Source organism: Lentisphaera profundi (assembly GCF_028728065.1).
In the GTDB taxonomy this organism is placed as follows: domain Bacteria; phylum Verrucomicrobiota; class Lentisphaeria; order Lentisphaerales; family Lentisphaeraceae; genus Lentisphaera; species Lentisphaera profundi.
In genome coordinates this window covers 115,817-135,545 of record NZ_CP117812.1, presented here as the reverse complement: position 1 = coordinate 135,545, position 19,729 = coordinate 115,817, and the positions used below count along the sequence as shown (strand labels likewise).

The 19,729-nt window shown below is 38.0% G+C and carries 15 protein-coding genes; 6 read left to right on the top strand and 9 right to left on the bottom strand.

Going from position 1 to position 19,729, the window contains the following annotated elements:
* The first annotated feature begins 391 nt into the window (after positions 1 to 391).
* The 3 genes from PQO03_RS12055 to PQO03_RS12045 all read left to right on the top strand — a co-directional run bounded on the left by PQO03_RS12055 (position 392) and on the right by PQO03_RS12045 (position 4,275).
* On the top strand, positions 392 to 1,066 hold the full coding sequence (locus PQO03_RS12055; protein ID WP_274153444.1) for a tetratricopeptide repeat protein: 675 nt from the start codon (positions 392 to 394) through the stop codon (positions 1,064 to 1,066).
* A gap of 271 nt (positions 1,067 to 1,337) precedes the next feature.
* The gene (locus PQO03_RS12050) at positions 1,338 to 3,008 is read left to right on the top strand and encodes a serine/threonine protein kinase (protein ID WP_274153443.1); all 1,671 of its coding nucleotides are present in this window, start codon (positions 1,338 to 1,340) and stop codon (positions 3,006 to 3,008) included.
* On the top strand, positions 2,977 to 4,275 hold the full coding sequence (locus tag PQO03_RS12045) for a protein kinase (RefSeq protein WP_274153442.1): 1,299 nt from the start codon (positions 2,977 to 2,979) through the stop codon (positions 4,273 to 4,275). The genes PQO03_RS12050 and PQO03_RS12045 overlap by 32 nt, the downstream gene beginning before the upstream one ends.
* Positions 4,276 to 4,848: 573 nt before the next feature.
* Here PQO03_RS12045 and PQO03_RS12040 read toward each other — a convergent pair.
* The 3 genes from PQO03_RS12040 to PQO03_RS12030 all read right to left on the bottom strand — a co-directional run bounded on the left by PQO03_RS12040 (position 4,849) and on the right by PQO03_RS12030 (position 9,383).
* Positions 4,849 to 5,541, bottom strand: coding sequence for a hypothetical protein (locus PQO03_RS12040; RefSeq protein ID WP_274153441.1), 693 nt, complete (start codon positions 5,539 to 5,541; stop codon positions 4,849 to 4,851).
* A 143-nt stretch (positions 5,542 to 5,684) separates the two neighbouring features.
* Entirely contained in the window at positions 5,685 to 6,326 is a 642-nt protein-coding gene (locus PQO03_RS12035) for a PDZ domain-containing protein (RefSeq protein WP_274153440.1), read from the bottom strand.
* A 444-nt stretch (positions 6,327 to 6,770) separates the two neighbouring features.
* Complete coding sequence (locus tag PQO03_RS12030; protein WP_274153439.1) at positions 6,771 to 9,383, bottom strand: WG repeat-containing protein; 2,613 nt, start codon at positions 9,381 to 9,383, stop codon at positions 6,771 to 6,773.
* Positions 9,384 to 9,601: 218 nt separating this feature from the next.
* Here PQO03_RS12030 and PQO03_RS12025 point away from each other — a divergent pair, with 218 nt between their 5' ends.
* Positions 9,602 to 10,024 carry a tetratricopeptide repeat protein gene (locus PQO03_RS12025; RefSeq protein ID WP_274153438.1) on the top strand — a complete coding sequence of 141 codons (423 nt, stop codon included), beginning with the start codon at positions 9,602 to 9,604 and terminating at the stop codon, positions 10,022 to 10,024.
* A 36-nt stretch (positions 10,025 to 10,060) separates the two neighbouring features.
* Here the strand turns inward: PQO03_RS12025 and PQO03_RS12020 are convergent, their stop codons facing one another.
* Complete coding sequence (locus PQO03_RS12020) at positions 10,061 to 11,029, bottom strand: S1C family serine protease (RefSeq protein ID WP_274153437.1); 969 nt, start codon at positions 11,027 to 11,029, stop codon at positions 10,061 to 10,063.
* 187 nt (positions 11,030 to 11,216) lie between these two features.
* Here PQO03_RS12020 and PQO03_RS12015 point away from each other — a divergent pair, with 187 nt between their 5' ends.
* Together PQO03_RS12015 and PQO03_RS12010 are read left to right on the top strand one after the other, a co-directional pair.
* A complete protein-coding gene (locus PQO03_RS12015; protein ID WP_274153436.1) occupies positions 11,217 to 12,704 on the top strand; it encodes a sulfatase family protein in 1,488 nt (495 codons plus the stop codon).
* A gap of 300 nt (positions 12,705 to 13,004) precedes the next feature.
* Positions 13,005 to 14,939, top strand: coding sequence for a metallophosphoesterase family protein (locus PQO03_RS12010; protein ID WP_274153435.1), 1,935 nt, complete (start codon positions 13,005 to 13,007; stop codon positions 14,937 to 14,939).
* A gap of 105 nt (positions 14,940 to 15,044) precedes the next feature.
* Here the strand turns inward: PQO03_RS12010 and PQO03_RS12005 are convergent, their stop codons facing one another.
* From PQO03_RS12005 to PQO03_RS11985, 5 genes are all read right to left on the bottom strand, one after another.
* Positions 15,045 to 16,100, bottom strand: coding sequence for a nitroreductase family protein (locus PQO03_RS12005; RefSeq protein WP_274153434.1), 1,056 nt, complete (start codon positions 16,098 to 16,100; stop codon positions 15,045 to 15,047).
* A 12-nt stretch (positions 16,101 to 16,112) separates the two neighbouring features.
* Positions 16,113 to 17,249, bottom strand: a complete 1,137-nt coding sequence (locus PQO03_RS12000; RefSeq protein ID WP_274153433.1) for a glycosyltransferase family 4 protein — start codon at positions 17,247 to 17,249, stop codon at positions 16,113 to 16,115.
* Entirely contained in the window at positions 17,246 to 18,226 is a 981-nt protein-coding gene (locus tag PQO03_RS11995; RefSeq protein WP_274153432.1) for a glycosyltransferase family 4 protein, read from the bottom strand. Before PQO03_RS11995 ends, PQO03_RS12000 begins: the two co-directional genes overlap by 4 nt.
* Positions 18,227 to 18,327: 101 nt before the next feature.
* The gene (locus tag PQO03_RS11990) at positions 18,328 to 18,498 is read right to left on the bottom strand and encodes a hypothetical protein (RefSeq protein WP_274153431.1); all 171 of its coding nucleotides are present in this window, start codon (positions 18,496 to 18,498) and stop codon (positions 18,328 to 18,330) included.
* Positions 18,482 to 19,723, bottom strand: a complete 1,242-nt coding sequence (locus PQO03_RS11985; RefSeq protein WP_274153430.1) for a polysaccharide pyruvyl transferase family protein — start codon at positions 19,721 to 19,723, stop codon at positions 18,482 to 18,484. The genes PQO03_RS11990 and PQO03_RS11985 overlap by 17 nt, the downstream gene beginning before the upstream one ends.
* Between the last annotated feature and the right edge of the window lie 6 nt (positions 19,724 to 19,729).

The following is a 19,729-nucleotide window of genomic DNA, read 5'->3' as shown; positions in this document are numbered from 1 at the left end:
GTTTGCTAGTTTTACCACACGCTACCGACCGCAATAAACATTGGGAATGGGAAGCGAAGTGTACAAGATATAAGGCTTACTCAACATTGGGTGATTCTCCCATCTGTTTGATTGCTTTGTTATATTTGTGTGAGATTAATTCTAAGGATTAAAGGGCTTATTAGTCTTAATAAGGATTGAAAATAATCTGATCCCACGTAATTCAGTGCAAGGACTCATTTTTTCACGATTACCTACGATAAGTAACAAAAACCTAGATACTTGACCTAAGCTCTTGCCATAGAGGTGTTATCCAGACGGCAGTATCTTGCTGAAGGGAGCTCTCATCTGTGTAATCATGTTCTTTTTACAGTCCTCAATCTGAATAATAAATAATTAAAGCGAGCTGAAAATGAAACTTTTTAAACCACAAATCTTTACTTTGGGTGCTTGCCTATTTGCAAGTTTGCTCTTTAGCACAAAAACTCATGCACAAGCACTGGAAAATAGCCATTTTAAGGCGGGAATTACGGCTTATCAAGCCAATGACCTACCACTCGCTCACAAGGAATTTCTCATCGCCGCCAAAGATGGTCACGTCGACTCTCAATTCAATTTGGGCTTAATGTTTGAAAATGGTATTGGCGTCAGCAAAGATATGGCGAAAGCCCTTACTTGGTATGAAAAAGCCGCTACTCAGGGCAATGCTGCCGCGCAATACAATCTTGGTGTACTCTACGAAAATGGTCGTGGAACTAAAGTTGACTTTGCCAAAGCCAATGAATGGTATCGTAAAGCCTCCGTCCAAGGGGATGCTTGGGCCATCGGCAATCTAGGCATGCTGTATATTCGTGGTGATGGTGTGAAAGAAAACAAAGTTGCCGGTGTCGCCTTACTTTTACAGTCCGTCACACTGGATTCTTCACCTCAAAACCAAGCGAAAACAAATATAAGTACGACCCGCGGCCTCTCGGTCGATATGATCAAAGGAGCCCAAGCCCTCTCCGATGAATTTTCTGAAGCGAAAAATCTACTCGTACCACTCGATAAATATTTACAGCAATCAATCAAAAGCCCAAAGAAATAATTAAATTCACCCATAGCTAAACGTTATACTCATTCTTAGCCCCTCCTAATAGGAGGTCTTTTTATACAGCTTCAAAAGCAAGTCACTCTCTTTTAAATAACTTATTCGAAATTAACAGTGAATCACTGCTGACTCATTGAACCCGAGTTATACACACAAAGCGTGGACGGATGAGTATGAAATACGGAATTTTATACTTGCCTTATTATTTATAGACTAGCAATACTTTCGACCTTAAGTTAACTTGAGCGATTTAGCTAAGGTAGTATTGATGAATTCGGATGACGTAGATTTAAGCATAAGTGATATGCCTACTATGGGCGATGTTAACCCACGACTAGAGCAAGATGTGAGCTTAGGTGATCTGCCCACCATGGGGCGACCTGTTAGCTCTCCTTCCTTTACTGATCAAGATGTGAGCTTAGGTGATCTGCTCACACAAGGGGAGGAAACACAGCAGCTTTTGGCTGTTATTGATCGCTATGAAATCATTCAGGAATTAGGCAGGGGTGGTTTTGGCGCTGTTTATTTGGCGAAAGATACCGTTGCAAATTCATTAGTTGCACTCAAAACCTTACCGAGTGAATTGAATCACTCCGATGATGACATGGAGGCGATTCGCGACAATTTCAATTTAGTCTCAAATTTAACTCACCCCAATATTGCTCAGTTAAAATACCTCCACCGCGCTAAGCAGGTTCGTTCTGGTCAAGTACATGTTCAAGCGGGTGATTATGTATTGGTCATGGAGTATGTCGAAGGTATAACACTAAAACAATGGACAAAACAATTTCCACAGCGACAGGTTCCTTTTTCTGAAGCTTTGAAAGTATGTAAAAAGCTCGCCTCCGCTTTAGATTTTGCGCATATCAAGAATGTCATTCACCGAGATATCAAACCGGGGAATATTATGATGAGTTTAGAAGGCGACGTCAAATTACTTGATTTTGGTTTAGCCAGCGAAGTCCGAGCAAGTTTAAGCCAATTGACTACTGATAAAGGTTCCACCTCTGGCACACGTCCTTATATGCCTCCAGAGCAATTATTAGGTAAGGCACAAACTAGTAGCGCCGACCAATATTCCTTAGCCGTTGTATTTTACGAGTTAATTAACGGAAAGGTCCCATTCAGCAGTGTGTTTGCAACGGGTGATAGTGGACTCATTTGTCAGGTAGTCGCCAATAATGACGTTGAAGATTTAAATGCTTTAAATACCGCAGCGAATCGAGCTCTGAAACGCGCATTAGGAAAAACCCGTGAGCAGCGATTTGGGAATTGCACAGATTTTTTAGCTGCTTTGGCAGGTGATCATTCATTTGAAACAAAAAAAGTTAATGAAAGTCAATTAGACGAACTACCGCCAATAAGTAAATTTGAGCTATTAAAAGCGAACCCATTAGTTCGACTAGCCTGCATTATTTTTCTTGGTTTTTTCACCTGGGTGGGTATTCGAGTTTATCAGCAATCGCAATGGGGTGAAAATAGCATTAGTGAAAACTTGATGGTCGAGCTAGGCTTACCAAAATCCTTAGCCAATAATAGTGAAGTTGCTGCGGCTATTGCAGCTAGTCAGCAAAGTCGTATAAAAAATCAACTAAAAAATGTCGCCTCTCATATTAATAATTATTTTTATGCTGGACGAGGACCCGTCCCCAAAAAGATGGATGAAATGCTGGGCGATTTATCTTTATTTACAACATTAAATAACCCTAAACCCAGTTGGGAAGAGGTACTAGCGAATAAGTCCGATTTTGTCATCCACTTAAAACCCGGACAGACTTATGAATCTAATGCTGACATGGACACCATCATCATTAGTACAAAACCTGGTTTGATTGGAGGAGATAAAATTTTTGCCTTATATGGCCAAGGTTGGGTAGAAGAAGTATCCCATATGAAAACGGCGGAAGATGTCGAACAATGGATCAAATCGCGAAAATAAAATATTATTGAGTCGTAAGAGGGTGGGAATGATGGATGTTAGTATAGGGGAACTTAATACACTTGATGAAGCTATTGCTTTAGCCAGTTTTGATCACTTTCTTTTGAAAGATCGGATTGCAGGTGAACATCAACTTTATAGAGGATATGATACAGAATCATTTTCTGATATTATTATAAAAATTGTCCTTCCTCATACTCAACAAAACCAAGAGAAAATTCAAAATCTACAAGAAAACTTTAAATTATTTTCCACTTTAGCTCATCCCTATTTGGCGTCCCTTAAATATTTACACCGTATAGAAACGCTGAATTTCAATGCTCAAAATGAACCCATTGAGTATGGCGATTATTGCGTATTATTGGATGATTTTGAAGGTATCAATCTCACGCAATGGTTGAATACCTTAAATAAAAAGTTGGATTTGACCTTAGCTTTGAATTTATGTGATCAACTTAGCCAAGTCTTAGATTATCTTCATTCACGTTCTGTCGTCTATCCCCAACTTAGCATGGATGACATCTTCATGACCAGTGGCGGGGAACTTAAGTTGCTAGCGACTAAATTTTTAAATAAACAGACGATTACTTCCGTATCAGTAGGTGGTTCTGAATCAGTTAAAGAACTGATTAATGTGTACAGAAGTATTGCGTATGAGTTATTGACGGGGGAAAAACTAAGTCAAGCATTAGACTTGGGAGAAATGCAATTTGATCGTAAACAGCGTAAGCTTTTAAAAAAATTATTTAAGCTCCATAAAACTTCAAATCATACCTCATGCATTGATTTTTATAAAGAGCTTTGCACCGCCTACAAAAAAATGATCCCGGTAGGACAGCCGTGTGACAATATCCCACAAATAGACTTAGAGCCTCTTGCCGATTTACCTTATAAGAAACTTAAACAACTTTATGATAAATCTTTGAGTGTATGGGCACTAAGTGAACTGCTTATTTTCATGAGTTTATTTTTACTCTTGAATCTAACTAGGGGTGAAATGAATTATAACTCAATCGCATTTGGAGGTATCACGCTCATTATTAATAGCTTAGCTATTGTGTTTTTATTTAAGCGTGTGCCGCTCGGTCGATATCTGGGAATAATCGCTTACAGTCTATTATTTACTTCAATATTCACCGCCGTTCTAGGTGCATTAGGAGTATTGACTTTTTTGACCGCTTCAAAAGCATTTGGTCCACATCGTTACGATCACAAAGAAATGAAAAAAGAATTACGTTATCGAAAACATCACAAACTGTTTACGTGAAGGTTAATTTACTTGCTTCTCCATGGCTTTCTTATCTGACCTATATCACGTAGGTAATTAGTGCTTATCCGAAAATATATAATAGCTTGTGAAAACAAGATACTTTAAATAAACTGTCAAGCGACTGCTAGTTTTGAAAGCGGCGACTGTAGGATTACTACAAAAAAAATTATTCTGTTTAACTAAAATTGGTCACATCAATTTACAGAAACAACGGGATTCTATCCTTTTTCGAAATCAATGTAAATATCGAGTTGTTTATTCTCTGCTGAGAATTCTATGTTTTTGATATACCAAGGCGCATTTAGATTTAAGGCTTTTTCAAAGATTTGATTATTCATTCATATCACTTTTTTTGAAATCTAGTATAACACAAAAACCTTTGGTTTTCTGCCCGATGGCGATGAATTACGTTAGTAAATCAACTGAAGATCAAGAACTCTTCCATGTAAATAGCGGAGCGGCTTTATACTGGGAGAGGACTTGAACGAAGGCGATATAAATTATATAAGACGTGCTAAATACGACGGCGCCTGTACTGAATATTGATAACAAGTGGTTTGCTATAAACGTTTAAAAATTTAGTTGTCTTCCTCTGGCATCATATTCAAAAATTGTTCTTACTGTGCCCGAACTAACCTCTCGTAACTGCCAAATCATGATTAGGCTTATAAAGTTATAAGCCTCAGAAGGATTATTGATTAATCCTCCCGTTAGAGTTATAAAACCATCTTTCGCATTTAATTTTATAGGTTTGCTTGTTATTAATCTATTTTCCTGAGAATTTTTATTATCAATATGAATTGCTGTTTCACCATTTACTTTAATATGACATCCTTTGAAAGCTTTGTTTAAAACATTACCGGATCGGACGACCACATAATAGTCTTTATTTTTTTCGACTTGGATTTTCCAAGAGGAATGTTTCTCATTTGAACTTAGTGATACACAAGAAAAATCTGTAATTCTTGATCCCAATAAATCATTTTGTTTATTAATATTAATGATTTTAGGTTTTAATTTTTTATTCCATCCATATGTCCCTTTAAAACTACCATGTTCAGTCATGTAAGTTTTACCGTAAGAATCACCTAGGTCTCCAAACATTCCTCTATAACCAAACTGCTTACCAAAATTTACTGTAATCCAATCTTCTGCGGAAGTGAAATTGCCAGAGTTGATAGCTCCCCCTCTCATCCTTAATAGTTTAATAGGAGCTATAGAAGCATGATTTTGATTTCGTGTGTCCCTCTTTTCTATAATCAATCTATTGCCGGCAACGATTTGTGCAGCTCTTTTAAAAAAATGAAATTTCGGTTTATCTGCATCAGGTACTCTAAATGGTTTAAGTTTAAGTTTAAGTTTTTTATCCGCTCTTAAGACCGTTATATAAACTATCGATTTTTCTTTTAGGAAACGTAGATTTTTTTTAATTCTGATTCAGTGGATAGATTTTTTTTATTAAATGTAATGAGCTTATCGCCTCTTTTCATTCCTCCCTGATCTGCGGGGCTATATTTAGAGACAGACGTCACTACTAATGAATGAGCACTATTTCCTGGTTCGTTTATTAACTGATAGTCAAAGCCTAACTTTACTTTAGACGCAGTAGATTTGAAATCCCCAGATATACGATATTTTTTTCGACATAGCTTTATCAAGTTATCCCAATTTGATAATGAGAAGTGAGAAAAATCACTTTCACTAACCTTGTATAAATTACATTTATATACCTTGTCAAATATTGCTGTAGCTACCATTACCCCTTTTTTATTCTTAATTGCTTCTAATAAAGTATACTTCATTTCCGCTTCGCTTTTTCTTATTTCTAAGGGGAGTTCAGAATGGATTTTAATAAATTTCATCCCTGCGTCATTAATTGTATAGTAATCGCCATATAAACTTTGTCGCCCAGAGTCATTTTGTTTAGAATAAATCTTATAATAGATAGGTTGTTCTTTAAACCATCTTCCAACCCAAATGCCCTCAAGTGAACTACTGTGTACATTAAAAGAAAAAACAACAAGCAAAATTAAACGTATATAAAACATTATATCCCCACATATTTTTATTGAAGTGAAAACATAATTCAACCGAATAATTCTTACAAATCTCGATTGTGTAATAGCACTGTTTATATTCAGAAATTATTTAAATAACCCTGTGTGAATATTACTCTCTCTTGTATTCTTATAATAAGTGCAACACTTCTGTTAATTGCTTATAACATAAACATCTATTGAGAATGTCAAACGACTGTTTGATTTGAAAGTGGCGACTGTAGTAAATGCCATAATAACGCGGCTCATCACTCAGGAAAAACTCTTTTCTCCACAGAGTTAGATTTTAAACGGGGACAGGTAAAATCTTGAAGAGTTTCCCGAAGCTTTTTCAGGTACACAAGCTTAAGTGGGATATCCTATATCAGATATGCTTTTAGCCCTTATTTGGAGCTATATCGGCTTTATATCTCTTAAAGAAACACAAACATGATATTAGAGACTTTTAAAAAGGAATGTTGGAGGCATAGATGTGTTTGTTGTAGTATCACCGACGCTGCGTCGTAATTGCATAGGATGATCTGTGAATTCTGGTTCTGTATACTTATGATAGCCTTTATATTTTTCATTTTTAAATAATACAGAGTATTCTTTTCTATAATCATCATTGTTCACATTTGGAAAAGATCTCTCCGTGCCCATCGATACACCTATACTGCAGTCTGTTGTTGGATAATATGGAAGAATTGTTTTTCCATCAGAATTAATGACAAATGACCTCTCTTCACGATTGAAGTTATAATACCACTTATAATCAATTTGATACTTATTAGAATAATTTTGCACATCATTATACCCTGGTTCCACCTCAAAATCCTCATTAATAAAGGAATTATGGCCCATATAATTATATCTTAGAACTCCATCTTCTTCATCGCATGTTATTGATTCATAATCTAACAAATTTAGGCTTTTTTTAGTTGTTATATTTATTAGTTGCTCTTTTGAATCCATCCTCAATTCAAAGACATCTTTTTTTAGGTATTTTATGTATTTATATTTGGGTTCAATTAGAATCTCTCCATTAATCTTCATAACCCCAAATAATGAATCAAAATCTATATACAGAGTTTTATTGTCTTTAGATGTCCATTCTCCCTTTTTTCTCATATACTTACCACCTATATTATCAGTTACATGAGTGGCAAAGACTGATACACCGTGTTTAAATTTAAACGGGTACTTCTCAGTTTTTAAAAATGTTCCATCTTTTTGTTCAACCGCGCCATACTTATCAATTAATGGGCGCCCTAAGTAATGTCTAAATTCAGCTGCTGTAGAAGGTGTATCTTCCTTACCTAGCCTAACATATTCAACAACATTAAATTTTGAAATTTTAAGAAATGGAACAATAATTTGCCCATTGTTTTTTAAAATTGCGAATTTCCCTTGCTCATCAGTTAAAATAATTCGAAATTTTTCATCTTTTTTCCCGGAGAAATTTGAAGGATTTTCGAATGATTGTTCAACCGTTTTTACAAAGGGTCCTTTATAGATGAATTTTCCATCTGTATTAAACAAACAGTAAGTATTTTTGTACCAAAATCCAATTAAATCATAATAATAAGTCATACTGTTGTCAATCATAAGACCAGACATAATTGGTTTCACAAGCCACTTTCCATCTAAGGTATTTAGAACGCCATATTTACCTTTATATTTTAGCCCAAGTAAGTTATCTTTATGTAATTTTGATAAACAAAAAACCTCTTCAAAGGTATATTTATTTAAAAACCCTCCAGTATCTTTAACTATCCTATAATAAGGCTTACCTTTTTTATCCTTATACGTAACAACAGCGCGTCCATTAATAAAATCGCTGATTTTGCTATAGTTACTGCATAATTTTTTATTTTTATTGCTATAAAAAGTCTTAGTATTATTTTTAGGATTTTTGGAATCTTTGAAGTCAATAATAAAACCATCTTTTACTAAATCTATAGATGTCCAAGTATATTTCTTTTTTTGGAAACGCAGAAAAACTTTACCATTATCATCCATAAATTGTATATCATTATCAGTGGAAAAATAGACCATATTTTCCCCTTGCGTTGCCGTTGCCATATTCCCCTTAGGTAATCTAACGATCTTTCCGTTATCAAAATACACATCTACTCTACCTTCAGCAGTAACACCTTTATCAATACTTCCAATACTGGCGTATTTGTACTTAGCAGGTACTATAAGCTTACCTTTGTTTAAATCATATATACCTTTAAGCCCATTTTTATGAAGTATCATTTCTCCATTACTACCCGATGCTTCTAGTTTATCGTAGATGGGCTTGAGTGCGAATTTACCCGAAGGATATTTAAGGCCCCATTTACCTTTTTGAACACAAGGAAAAATTCTATTGAGTTGCATATAATATCGAAAACCCTTGAAAAATGGAGTTAAAAACTCGTTTTGTTCGTTTATATAACTTATTCCATCATCACAAAAAATTTTTGCAATTCCCTTTTCAAATGCATGCATTGATATTCTTCCATACTCTTTAAAGAGTCGGTTTCCTGAAAAATCAATAATGGCATTATATTTAAGGAATTTTCGATCACTGTCCACATGAGTAATTGTCTGTCGTCTATTAGGAGTAATTATGGTAGTACGGCCAACGACATCTTTACCTTTATTTAAATCATTTGTAGAGATAGCTATATGATTTGGTCCCATCACTTCCATAGCACGATATTGTTCACCTAGTTGATTTTGTCTTTTTGCATCATAAAGAAAAAAACTATAGTCATCGTCATCATCACTCTTTTTAACTTTACATATATATTTATGAGGTGCTACGCAAAAAATTTCTCGAGCTCTAATGAGCACATCACATTTACTATCTATAAAAACATAATCTTTATATGAACCTTCCTCTTTAATAATCGCATATCCTTCTTGGAAGAATTTAGTTGCTAATTCAAATGATTTTGGTTTTAAAACCCATTCATCGTTGATTTTATAACCATATGTTAAATACCCCTTAACTTTAAACAGAACAGGTAATTCCTGTGAATAAGCCAATCCACATATAAATATCAATATCCACCGCATAAAAAACCCTCCTAATAATTTGTATGTAGAAAATAGTACAACGGGAGTATTGAACTACAATAGATTTCTTTTTAAATGTATTTTTTTTATCGAGGTAGGACAGCCGGTCTCCCGACTACCCACTCACAGATCCCAGCGTGCGGTACTACCGCACTGGACTCCTCATAACAGCTCACTTCCGCACGAGCCTAAAGGTCATTATCAAAGGGAAGCATTAGTTGTTGAATATTCTCAGTTACACACGGCGTGGGAATAGTGAAGTATGTGATCAATTCAATTTGGGCTTAATGTTTGAAAATGGTCGTGGTACTAAAGTTGACTTTGCCAAAGCCAATGAATGGTATCGTAAAGCCTCCGTGCAAGGGGATGCTTGGGCTATCGGCAATCTAGGTATGCTCTATATCCGTGGTGATGGTGTGAAAGAAAATAAAATTGCTGGGCTCGCCTTACTTTTACAGTCCGTCACCCTCGATTCTTCACCTCAAAACCAAGCGAAAACAAATATAAGTACGACCCGCGGCCTCTCGGTCGATATGATCAAAGGAGCCCAAGCCCTCTCAGATGAATTTTCTGAAGCGAAAAATCTACTCGTACCACTCGATAAATATTTACAGCAATCAATCAAAAGCCCGAAGAAATAATTCAACGATCATGTGCCTGATAAGGCACTCCCTTACTTACTTCTCAATTAGCTTAAGAATTGCACGTGAGGGTACTGTATTCTTTACGGTCATCTGATGGTTTAGCCCCAGTATTACTGGGCGACCATTATACATTGCCTGCTTTTTATCATTTCCACTCTTCATTGCCAAGGATTTAGTTTCACCATCAGTGACCAACGGTACATTGGTATACGCAATTGAAAAGGTACTCGAAACGAGACCGATCAGATCACCACGATTATTGAAAACAGGACCTCCACTGGAACCTTTTGCATAATCCGCGGTGATATTCATTATGCAACGCTTATCCTTTCCCACATGGTACCGTGATACATAGCCTTGAGTCAGGGTGTAAAACTTCCCCATAGGATGAGTAATAAGTGTAACAGAATTACCCACAGGCTCATCACGGGAAATCGGTACTGCCGTTAAATCCGATGCGGCTTTAAGTTTAAGGATCGCAATATCATTTACTTTGTCTGCCGCTAAGACCTCATCTACAAGGAAAGCGTGACCATCAGCAGTCATTACACCCATGCCTTTGAGATTAGTTTGTTTACTATCTACCACATGATAATTGGTGACGACGATACCATCTTCATGAATAATAACGCCAGAAGCAATACTACTGTGGATCTTTTTGCATGTCTTACTTTTACAATTGTAGAGGACTCCCACCATCACCGTACTTTTAACACGATGCTGATAAATTTCTGCTGGAGTAAGATTTAATATCCCTGCCGACGGCAGTTCCAATTTACACGTTTTTCGAGAAAGCTCTTGCTGAAGTTTTTCATGTGTGCTAGGCGTACCCTCTTTGAAGAGCGTAGTCATTTTCTTTTCAAATTCACCACGCAATTTGATATCGTCAATAATCAATACCGGCTCATTAAGTACAGTGCTTGTATGCGAATCCTGGTTTTCACTAAGGCTTGTACATGCGGATAATAATACGAAAATGAAGAGGGTAAATATGAATTTCACGTCTGAGCTCCTGTTTAATTAAACCATCATATCATAAACAGTAAGAACATCAATTTATTGATTTTAAACGCAAGATCTATAAAAATCTGCGAACGCTTTTTATATGAACTGTATAGATCTTTGTAATACTCAACGTTTAGATACGTATCTTAATTCAGTTTCTAATCCTCATTAAAGGTGATTTTTCATGTACAAGTTTTTATTGTTAAGCAGTTTTCTCTTTTCTTCACTCATGGCGAGCGAGCGTCCCAATATTTTATTCGCGATTGCGGATGATATGTCCCATGCTGCTTGCTTTGGTGATACTTGGGTGAAAACACCTCATCTCGATCGTCTCGCAAAAGAAGGAATCCTCTTTCAAAATGCTTTTGTGAGCAATCCTAAGTGTGGGCCCTCTCGAGCTTCAACTCTCGGCGGACGTAACTTTTGGGAAATGCAGGAGGCAGCGATTCACTGGAGTCAGTGGCCCAAGAACATAATTCCCTATACAGATCTTCTAGAAGTAAGTGGCTATCATGTGGGCTATACTGGCAAAGGCTGGGGGCCCGGACGCTATAATAATGTTCGCAAAAATAATCCTGCGGGTCAGGCTTGGAATAAAATTAAAAATGTCGGCCCTACAAAAGCTATCAGCAATATTGATTACACGGCCAATTTCAAAGATTTTCTCAAGGTTAAAAAAGCCGATCAGCCCTTTTGTTTCTGGTATGGTGCCAAAGAACCGCATCGCGGCTACACAAAAAATTCAGGTGCTCAATCTGGCTTGGATCCCGCTTCAGTTAAAGTCCCTGCTTATTACCCCGACCATGCTGATGTGCGCAATGATCTTCTTGACTACGCCTTAGAAATCAATTGGTACGACCATCACCTCGGACAAATCATCCAACACTTAGAAGAGATCGGTGAATTGGATAATACCCTCATTATCGCTTTTTCAGATAATGGCGCTCCTTTCCCGCGCATCAAAGGCCAAATCTACGATGATGATATTCACTTACCCATGGTAGCACGCTGGGGCAAAGTCCACAAAGGTGGCGCCGTGGTCAAAGACTTCGTCAGTAATATTGATCTAGCCCCCACTTTCCTCGAAGCCGCAGGAATTGCGATTCCCAAAGAAATGAGTGGCAAAAGTTTCCTCGATATTTTCCACGCTAATAAGAGTGGCTTCATTAAACCCGAAAGAAACTTTGTTTGCGTCGGTCGCGAAAATCATGACCTCGGACGCGAAGGTGACAAAGGCTATCCCGTTCGTGCTATCCGCACCGAGAAATTCCTTTATATTCACAACTTCGCCGAAGATCGCTGGCCCTCGGGAAATCCTGAAACTGGCTATACCAATATCGATAGCTCACCCACGAAAAGTCTCATTTTAGAACTTCATAATCAAGGCAAAGATAAATTTTATAACTTCGTCATGGCCAAACGCGCCAAAGAGGAACTCTATCGTATTGACCAAGATTCCGAGTGCATCCATAACCTCGCTTCAAACCCGGAGTATGCCTCAATCAAAAATAAACTATGGAATCAGCTAAGTAAGAAACTCAAGGCGACCAATGACCCGCGCATGGGCTCCAATCCCGATATTTTTGATGAATATGAATACGTGGGTAAAAGCCGAGCCAAGCATTCTTGGGAAGCCTACGAAAAAAAGACCTTCAAAAAACAGGCCTATTAAACTCTACTTGATTAACTTTACATACTTTTGAATAAGTCTACGCAAGATTTAACTCAACCCTGCAAATACCTTTATGTAGATAAAAAATCCATTCTTTTGTAAGGATTTTCATTTGACATGCGTTTTTTATAGTGAACTTAAAATAATACACGATTAACCAGCATAAAGGTCATGATGCTCTGCATACGAGTGGGATGCTGTCCCCCTCGAGCTCCCCCAGCAAGGAATTGCCATTCCTTGACCAGGCGATTAGGGGCTTTGCCCCACTTTATTGGTAATCGTAAAATAATAAGGAAAAATATGAACTTTAAAATGTCCCTGCTCGGCTTAAGCCTGAGCTTATTGAGCTCCGTCAATTTATCCGCCTCTAGTATAGATTATAATCCCTTGCCTTTTGGTGACTCCGCTAGAGCAAAAGTCCTCGAAACTCTTACCACGGGTAAATGGTGGGAAAAGAAAGCGAATAACATCCATCAAAAGTTCATTGCTGAACGCGAACGCTCCAAAGCCATTGGCTTTGCTTTTTATGCTCAGGATCACGGCGTTCTCAAACTCACGTTACAATGCTTTCCACTCTTACCCGAAGAACCCAAATCAATCACTTTAGAAATTAAAGAAAAGGGTCAGTGGAAAAAACTGGCTACTCAGCCCGTTCTCTACCCCGGCTGGGACTCGCACTTCCGCATCGAAAATTGGGATAGTTCAAAAACTGTTGATTACCGCGTTAAACTTGGTGAGCTCTCTACTTTCGAAGGAACTTTCCGCAGCGACCCCAAAGATAAAAAAGAAATTACCGTGGCTTCCATGTCCTGTAATTCTCCCCATGATGAAACTCCCTATCAGCGCGCCGAATACATCAAAAACCTAAAAGTTCACAATCCCGACCTACTCTTTTTTGCTGGGGATCAAAGCTATAACCATAAAGAACATACTTATGCCTTCCTGCAATTTGGTGTGCAGTTTGCCGAAATCATGAAAGATCGCCCCACTATTATGATTCCTGATGATCACGATATTGGCCAAGCCAATTTTTGGGGCAATGGCGGTACGGTAGCCGATCATACTGATGGTAGTTCTGGTGGATATTACTATCCAAGCTCATACGTTAAAATGGTGGAACGTCAACAAACTTTTAATCTTCCCGATGCCTATGATCCTACACCAATCAAACATGGTATTGGCGTTTACTATACCGATCTCAATGTAGGTGGTATCGATTTTGCCATTATTGAAGACCGTAAATTTAAAACGGGTCCCAAAGGCACCATTCCAAAAATGGGTCCCCGTCCAGATCACATCAATGATCCAAGTTACGATCGCGAAGCCGTGGACTTACCAGGCTTGAAACTATTAGGTGACCGTCAGCTTAAATTTCTTAATCAATGGAGTCAAGACTGGACGGGAGCTCAAATGAAAGCTGTCCTTTCTCAAACGGCTTTCACGGGTGCAGTTCACAAGCACGGTAAACTCAAAAATCGCTTGCTAGCTGACCTAGATTCTAATGCTTGGCCACAAACGGGCCGTAATAATGCCCTCCGCGAAATTCGCCGTGGTCTAGCGACTCACCTCTGTGGAGATCAACATCTCGGTGTTTCTGTACAACATGGTATCGACAACTTCCGCGATGGTCCCTACGCCTTCACTAACCCGGCTCTCGTCAATACAATTTATGGTCGCTGGTGGTGGCCGGAAAATGAACAAGCAGGTAGTGGCGAAAAGATCGATGGTCCCCTCCCCTGGACAGGTGATTACCTCGATGGTCTTGGAAACAAAGTCACCATGCTTGCTTATGCCAATCCCAAGTACGCTACTATGCGTGAACTGCGCAACAACAGAACTTCTCGCGCCGATGGTTATGGTCTCGTTCGTTTCAATAAATCTAATAACAAGGTTACCTTTGAATGCTGGCCACGTTTTTGCGATGTTCGCAAAGGTGATTCCGTACAATTCCCCGGCTGGCCCATTTCTTTCCAAATGGAAGAAAATGATGGTCGTAAAATCGTCGGTCATTTACCTACGCTAAGTTTTAATATCGAGAACCCCGTGGTCCAAGTGATTGAAGAAGCTACTGGTGAGATCCTCTATACCCGCCGTATTCAAGGCAAAGAATTTTCTGCTCCCGTATATGCCCAAGGAAAATACACCATCAAAGCGGGGCTTGGCAAAGCCGACCAATGGTCACAGAAATCTCTTCAAACCAATTCTTCACAAACTATTGCGGTCGAATTAAAATAAACTCAAGAATTCTTTAAAAGAGCCGAGAAATATCATGTTCCGGCTCTTTTGAGTTTAATCAAATATACTCTAGTACTAAATTGTCTTATCCCTTATATTTAGGCCTTATAAGGAGCTTGCTTTAATGGGCGATTCGATCACAGTGCATAGCTCATTCATTGGTTTACGTTTAGATTTTGCCACTTTAAAATTGTCTTGTAAATGACCAATGGCAATCATCATAATGATTGAATGTGAATGGGAAATTCCCGAAGCATCTTTTAATGCGCAATCTCTTTTGGGCTCAACACTCCAGTTAAGAGGACAGCAACCTAGGCCAAGAGAATGTAAGGCATACATTAGACTCATTGCATAGAGCCCTCCATCAATCCAAGCTTGATTGCGCTCAGTAGCTGAGAAAAAACAGGATAAATCCGCTGTCACTGTAATCACAGAATCGACCTGTTCTCCAAAACCCCGATTTCCCAACTGATAAGAAAGAACACTCTGAGCTTTTTCACGGCCTTGAAATATGAAAGCATGGTAGGACTGGCGATTGCATACACTAGGAGTTTTCGCTGCTAATTGTACAGCTTTCTTTAAGAGCGCCATGGATACTTCTTCATCCGAAAATTGACGAATGGAATAACGCCCCATAAAAAAGTTCTCAAGGTCTTTTTTACTATTTTGATGGTAGTCTTTTTTACTAAATTCAATGAGCCCCGCAGCCTTGTGATCGAGCATTTTAAGCTCTGTAATTTCTTCTTCAATTTGTAGAATAAGTTGCTCCAGATCTTCATCCAGACTTTGCTGTTTTTTATTGAAATCAATATATTTAAGAAGTGTACTATACGCTATTTCTAGACGTGAATTAAAGTTAAAACGGTGGTAGTACTCAAGCATGTTTTTTCTAAGGCGTTTTACCACTGCCACGCCAAATCCTGGACGTGGATTTGTAATGGCTAAAGCCTTTTCAATTTTATGTGCATCTGCTTGAACCAAGGCAGAAAGTTGTTCCGCAGTTTTAACGCGACCGTTGGATTGCAGAAAAAAAATAGACATGCTATAAGATGAGTATTTCTTAAAACGGTGCCAATCATAAAGTACCTGCCTGTATAAGGCTAGATATGTTGGTACAAAATTCAGATAGAATTTAATCGTAGATTTTAAACTTGCTGTCATTGCTCTACCCTCCTAGATACTGGCTAAACATTTTTCATAAGAGCTCACCACATTCTGGGCCGTATTTTCCCAGCGGAAAGTCTTTGCATATGCAAGATTTTTATTAATATCTTGATTAAAATCTTGCTTGCCTATAGTATCTCTCATACAAGTGTAAATTTCATCCACATTATAAGGATCAAAGTTGGGAACTCGATCAATTGAGATTTCACGTAAAGAACTCGTATTCGAACAAATAACGGGAGCTCCGCAGGCCATAGCTTCGATAACAGGAAAACCAAAACCTTCAAATAATGACGGATAGACACAGAGTTCTGCGGCCGAATAAATTATGGGTAGCATTTCATTCGCAATAAAGCCAGTAAAAACCACATCATCTTTAACGGGAGAGTCCGCAACGCGTCTATGAAATGCTTCGGCTCCATTCCAATCAGATCCTACGAGTAAAAGTTTGTAATCACTCGGATGTCTTTTCTTGAATTTTTCAAAGGCCTCTAAGAGTCGAAAATGGTTTTTCCCCTTGGGTTCAATCCGAGAAACATAAGTGAAAAAAGGTGCTTCAAAGCCATATTCTTTAGCGATTATTGCTTTTGCGTGATCTTTATTTCGAGGATAAAAAAGTTGGTGATCTATCCCTGAATAGATGACATCTATTTTATCGGCATCGTAACCAATGAATTTCACAATATCATTCTTTGAAAATTCACTTACTGTGATCAGACGATCACAACGTCTAATAAGACTTGGGACTATCTTACGATTATAGAACATTCTCATTTTATCATACTTGCCATCAATATTAAACGTGGCTAAGTCATGGACAGTTGCAATGAGAGGACATTTTTTTACAAAGGGAATTCGTCTGTAGCTAGGCACATGCAAGAGATCAACTGAATTGAGTAGATTAGACATCGGTAAATAGGTGTTGTGCCATAAAATATTCAATACTGGATTAGCTACACAAGCTTTTGAAATATTAAAAGATAAATTGCTATCACGTTCAATGAGGTGACTATCATTTTCAGGAAGCAATAACTTTATGTTTTCCAAATTATTGACCCCATTCATGGCTTTCACCAAGTCTATTATGTAGCGAGCAACCCCGCTTTTACCTTGTTGAAGTACAAAAGATGATAAGGCTATATTCATTTGAGACCTCCCTTAGCGGCAATCAGTATTTGATAAAGATTCTGTAGTTCCGAAACCACATGAGACCAACTATAATTTTGGACCTCTAGAGTGGCTGCTACTTGAATATTATTTTTAAAAGATTCATCATCTAGACTATTCATTTTAAGGAGAAGATCAGCTGAATCTTCACTCTCAAAATGTACGATATTTTCCTTGTCAGAACTGAAGGCCTCTATACCAGGTAGTCTTGAAGCAATTACTGGTGTTCCTGAAGCCCACGCTTCTAAAATTACGATACCAAAGGGTTCATGACGAGAGGGCAGAACAAAAAAATCAGCTCCTGCATAGGCTTCTGCAAGCATCGGGTCGTTAGGCTCAAATCCTGGTATGATGATGACTTTATCTTCGAGATTATAATCCCTTATATCCTGCAGAATTTTATGGTGATAATCTTCTACTGTAATGGGACCCACAATAAGTAGTTTATGCTTTGTATGGTTTTTGCTGTATTCTGCGAAAGCTTTAATCAAAAGTCGCTGATTTTTCTGAAAATCAATACGTGATAAACAGAGTATATACTCTTCGTCACTCTTTAAATTGATTTTATCTTTAAAGGCTTGGCCCGTATGCCCTGCAAATTTTTCAATTTCCACTCCATTGGGCATATAAACAATATGCTTGTGCGGATAAAGTTCTGTTAGTTTATCATATTCATTGCGATCAACACAGATAACGGCATCGGCATCAGAGACTGTTTTTCGCGCGCCAAAGATAAAGCCAAAAACTTTTCCCCATTCAAGTTTCCCTTTAAAGGGCTTCATCATTTTTGTCGCTTCTGATTGCGGTAGGGTCAAATAATTACCATGAAGGCTCACTACATAGGGGATTTTTTTTAATTTCGCTACTGTTCTCGCAATACCACCTAAACGATGTTGTACATGTGTATGTATGATCGAGGGACTCTTCCCAAATAAGAGTCGGAAAAACATCGGCATACAGAGCGGGCTACCACCCTTGAGTTTAAGTTTTTCTTTCGCTTCTTTACTCAGAAAGAGCCAGGGAAAAACATAAGAAAAACGACTAATACGAACACCATTTATATTCTCATCTGCTGTATCACAAAAATATTTGTGGTGAAAACTTGATTAGTGATTCCTCTCTTATTTAATTCACTGCAATAGTTATAAACTACCGCTTCGGTTCCGCCCCATTTATCGAGGACAAAACGACGGGCTATGTGATAAACACTGTTAAGCTGTACAGGCATGGATATTCTCCTTTATTTCATGTAAAACATGATGAAGCATATCCAGTGCCACTTTTTGATTATTTAACATTTGCGCACGAACTTTCTTACTTTTGAGCTTAAACTCTAAAGGATTATTAAAGAATTTCTTAAGTTCAGTATCTATCTTTGCTAAGTCTACAGCTTCTACAGATCCACACGATTGGAGACCAAAACGTTTCAAAAAGGTGTCAACTTTACTACCACGACTAATTCCAATTAGTGGAACGTGATTAATTGACGCAAGAATGAGTAGATGTAAACGGCTACTAATCACTGTATCCATGCGAGCACTGAGTGCTACAACTTCTCGGGGCTGAAGACATGCTTTTACCAAGGTGCAATTTTGCTTATTTCTTAATTGCTTTCTAATCGTCTCCATAAGTGCCGCATCTGTTATTGGATTCATCGCAATTAAAAATACATTGGCTTCATATTTTACGATCCATTCATCCACTCTAGCGGCAAATTCATCAAGATTATTAAGCTGACGTTGAGCCGAAATACAAAGACCAATTTTTTTCCTATCTTGCCCTAAGAGTTCTTGGGTGTGTTTATCCAAACGCTCAAACACACTCTCATCACTATCCAGTACCAAAGCAAGGTCTACACCTAATTGTGATTTTATTCCGGGGCAATGAGTCTTCAAGTTTTGTTGACTATCTTCATTTCTCAATGCTATGAGACGCGGATAAGCTAAATTGGCTTTCATTGTTGCTAGCATTGTGGCAAGCTTTCTTTTTTCATAGATGTACGAGAAATCGACTGTACCAAAAGTAAGCTGACTTAACTTCCTAAAGAGATCTTTTTTTCGCCCTGCCTGCAGCTGAAATTTTGCAGGGTTTAATTCGCTATTCATCCCCGTTCCAAAAATAACTACTGGTGTATTTACTTTGCGACAAATACTGACTAAAGTCATGGCATCATCGGGGTAATCCGAGAGCCCCGTTGCGCCACTCCAAATAAAGAGGTCCTGTTGCTGAATAATGCTTTCTGCTTCTTCTCTTGAATAATCGACATGACTAAAACCTAGGAGTGGACAGGTCTCTACATTTAGGACATCACGCGTCTCCTTTTGCATGTCTGTGCTAACACATATTTCGACAGCGGGCTCTATAGACCTAAGCATGGTGACCATGCCCTCTAAAATGGCTTCATCTCCAATATTGTTTCTGCCAAACGGAACTCCTGCTAATAATATCTTCATTTACTT

Coding starts and splice junctions, on each gene's coding strand:
- PQO03_RS12055 (WP_274153444.1), top strand. CDS start 392: ATGAAACTTTTTAAACCACAAATCTTTACTTTGGGTGCTTGCCTATTT.
- PQO03_RS12030 (WP_274153439.1), bottom strand. CDS start 9,383: ATGCGGTGGATATTGATATTTATATGTGGATTGGCTTATTCACAGGAA.
- PQO03_RS12010 (WP_274153435.1), top strand. CDS start 13,005: ATGAACTTTAAAATGTCCCTGCTCGGCTTAAGCCTGAGCTTATTGAGC.
- PQO03_RS12000 (WP_274153433.1), bottom strand. CDS start 17,249: ATGAATATAGCCTTATCATCTTTTGTACTTCAACAAGGTAAAAGCGGG.
- PQO03_RS11985 (WP_274153430.1), bottom strand. CDS start 19,723: ATGAAGATATTATTAGCAGGAGTTCCGTTTGGCAGAAACAATATTGGA.
- PQO03_RS12045 (WP_274153442.1), top strand. CDS start 2,977: ATGTCGAACAATGGATCAAATCGCGAAAATAAAATATTATTGAGTCGT.
- PQO03_RS11995 (WP_274153432.1), bottom strand. CDS start 18,226: ATGCCGATGTTTTTCCGACTCTTATTTGGGAAGAGTCCCTCGATCATA.
- PQO03_RS11990 (WP_274153431.1), bottom strand. CDS start 18,498: ATGCCTGTACAGCTTAACAGTGTTTATCACATAGCCCGTCGTTTTGTC.
- PQO03_RS12050 (WP_274153443.1), top strand. CDS start 1,338: ATGAATTCGGATGACGTAGATTTAAGCATAAGTGATATGCCTACTATG.
- PQO03_RS12035 (WP_274153440.1), bottom strand. CDS start 6,326: ATGTTTTATATACGTTTAATTTTGCTTGTTGTTTTTTCTTTTAATGTA.
- PQO03_RS12015 (WP_274153436.1), top strand. CDS start 11,217: ATGTACAAGTTTTTATTGTTAAGCAGTTTTCTCTTTTCTTCACTCATG.
- PQO03_RS12005 (WP_274153434.1), bottom strand. CDS start 16,100: ATGACAGCAAGTTTAAAATCTACGATTAAATTCTATCTGAATTTTGTA.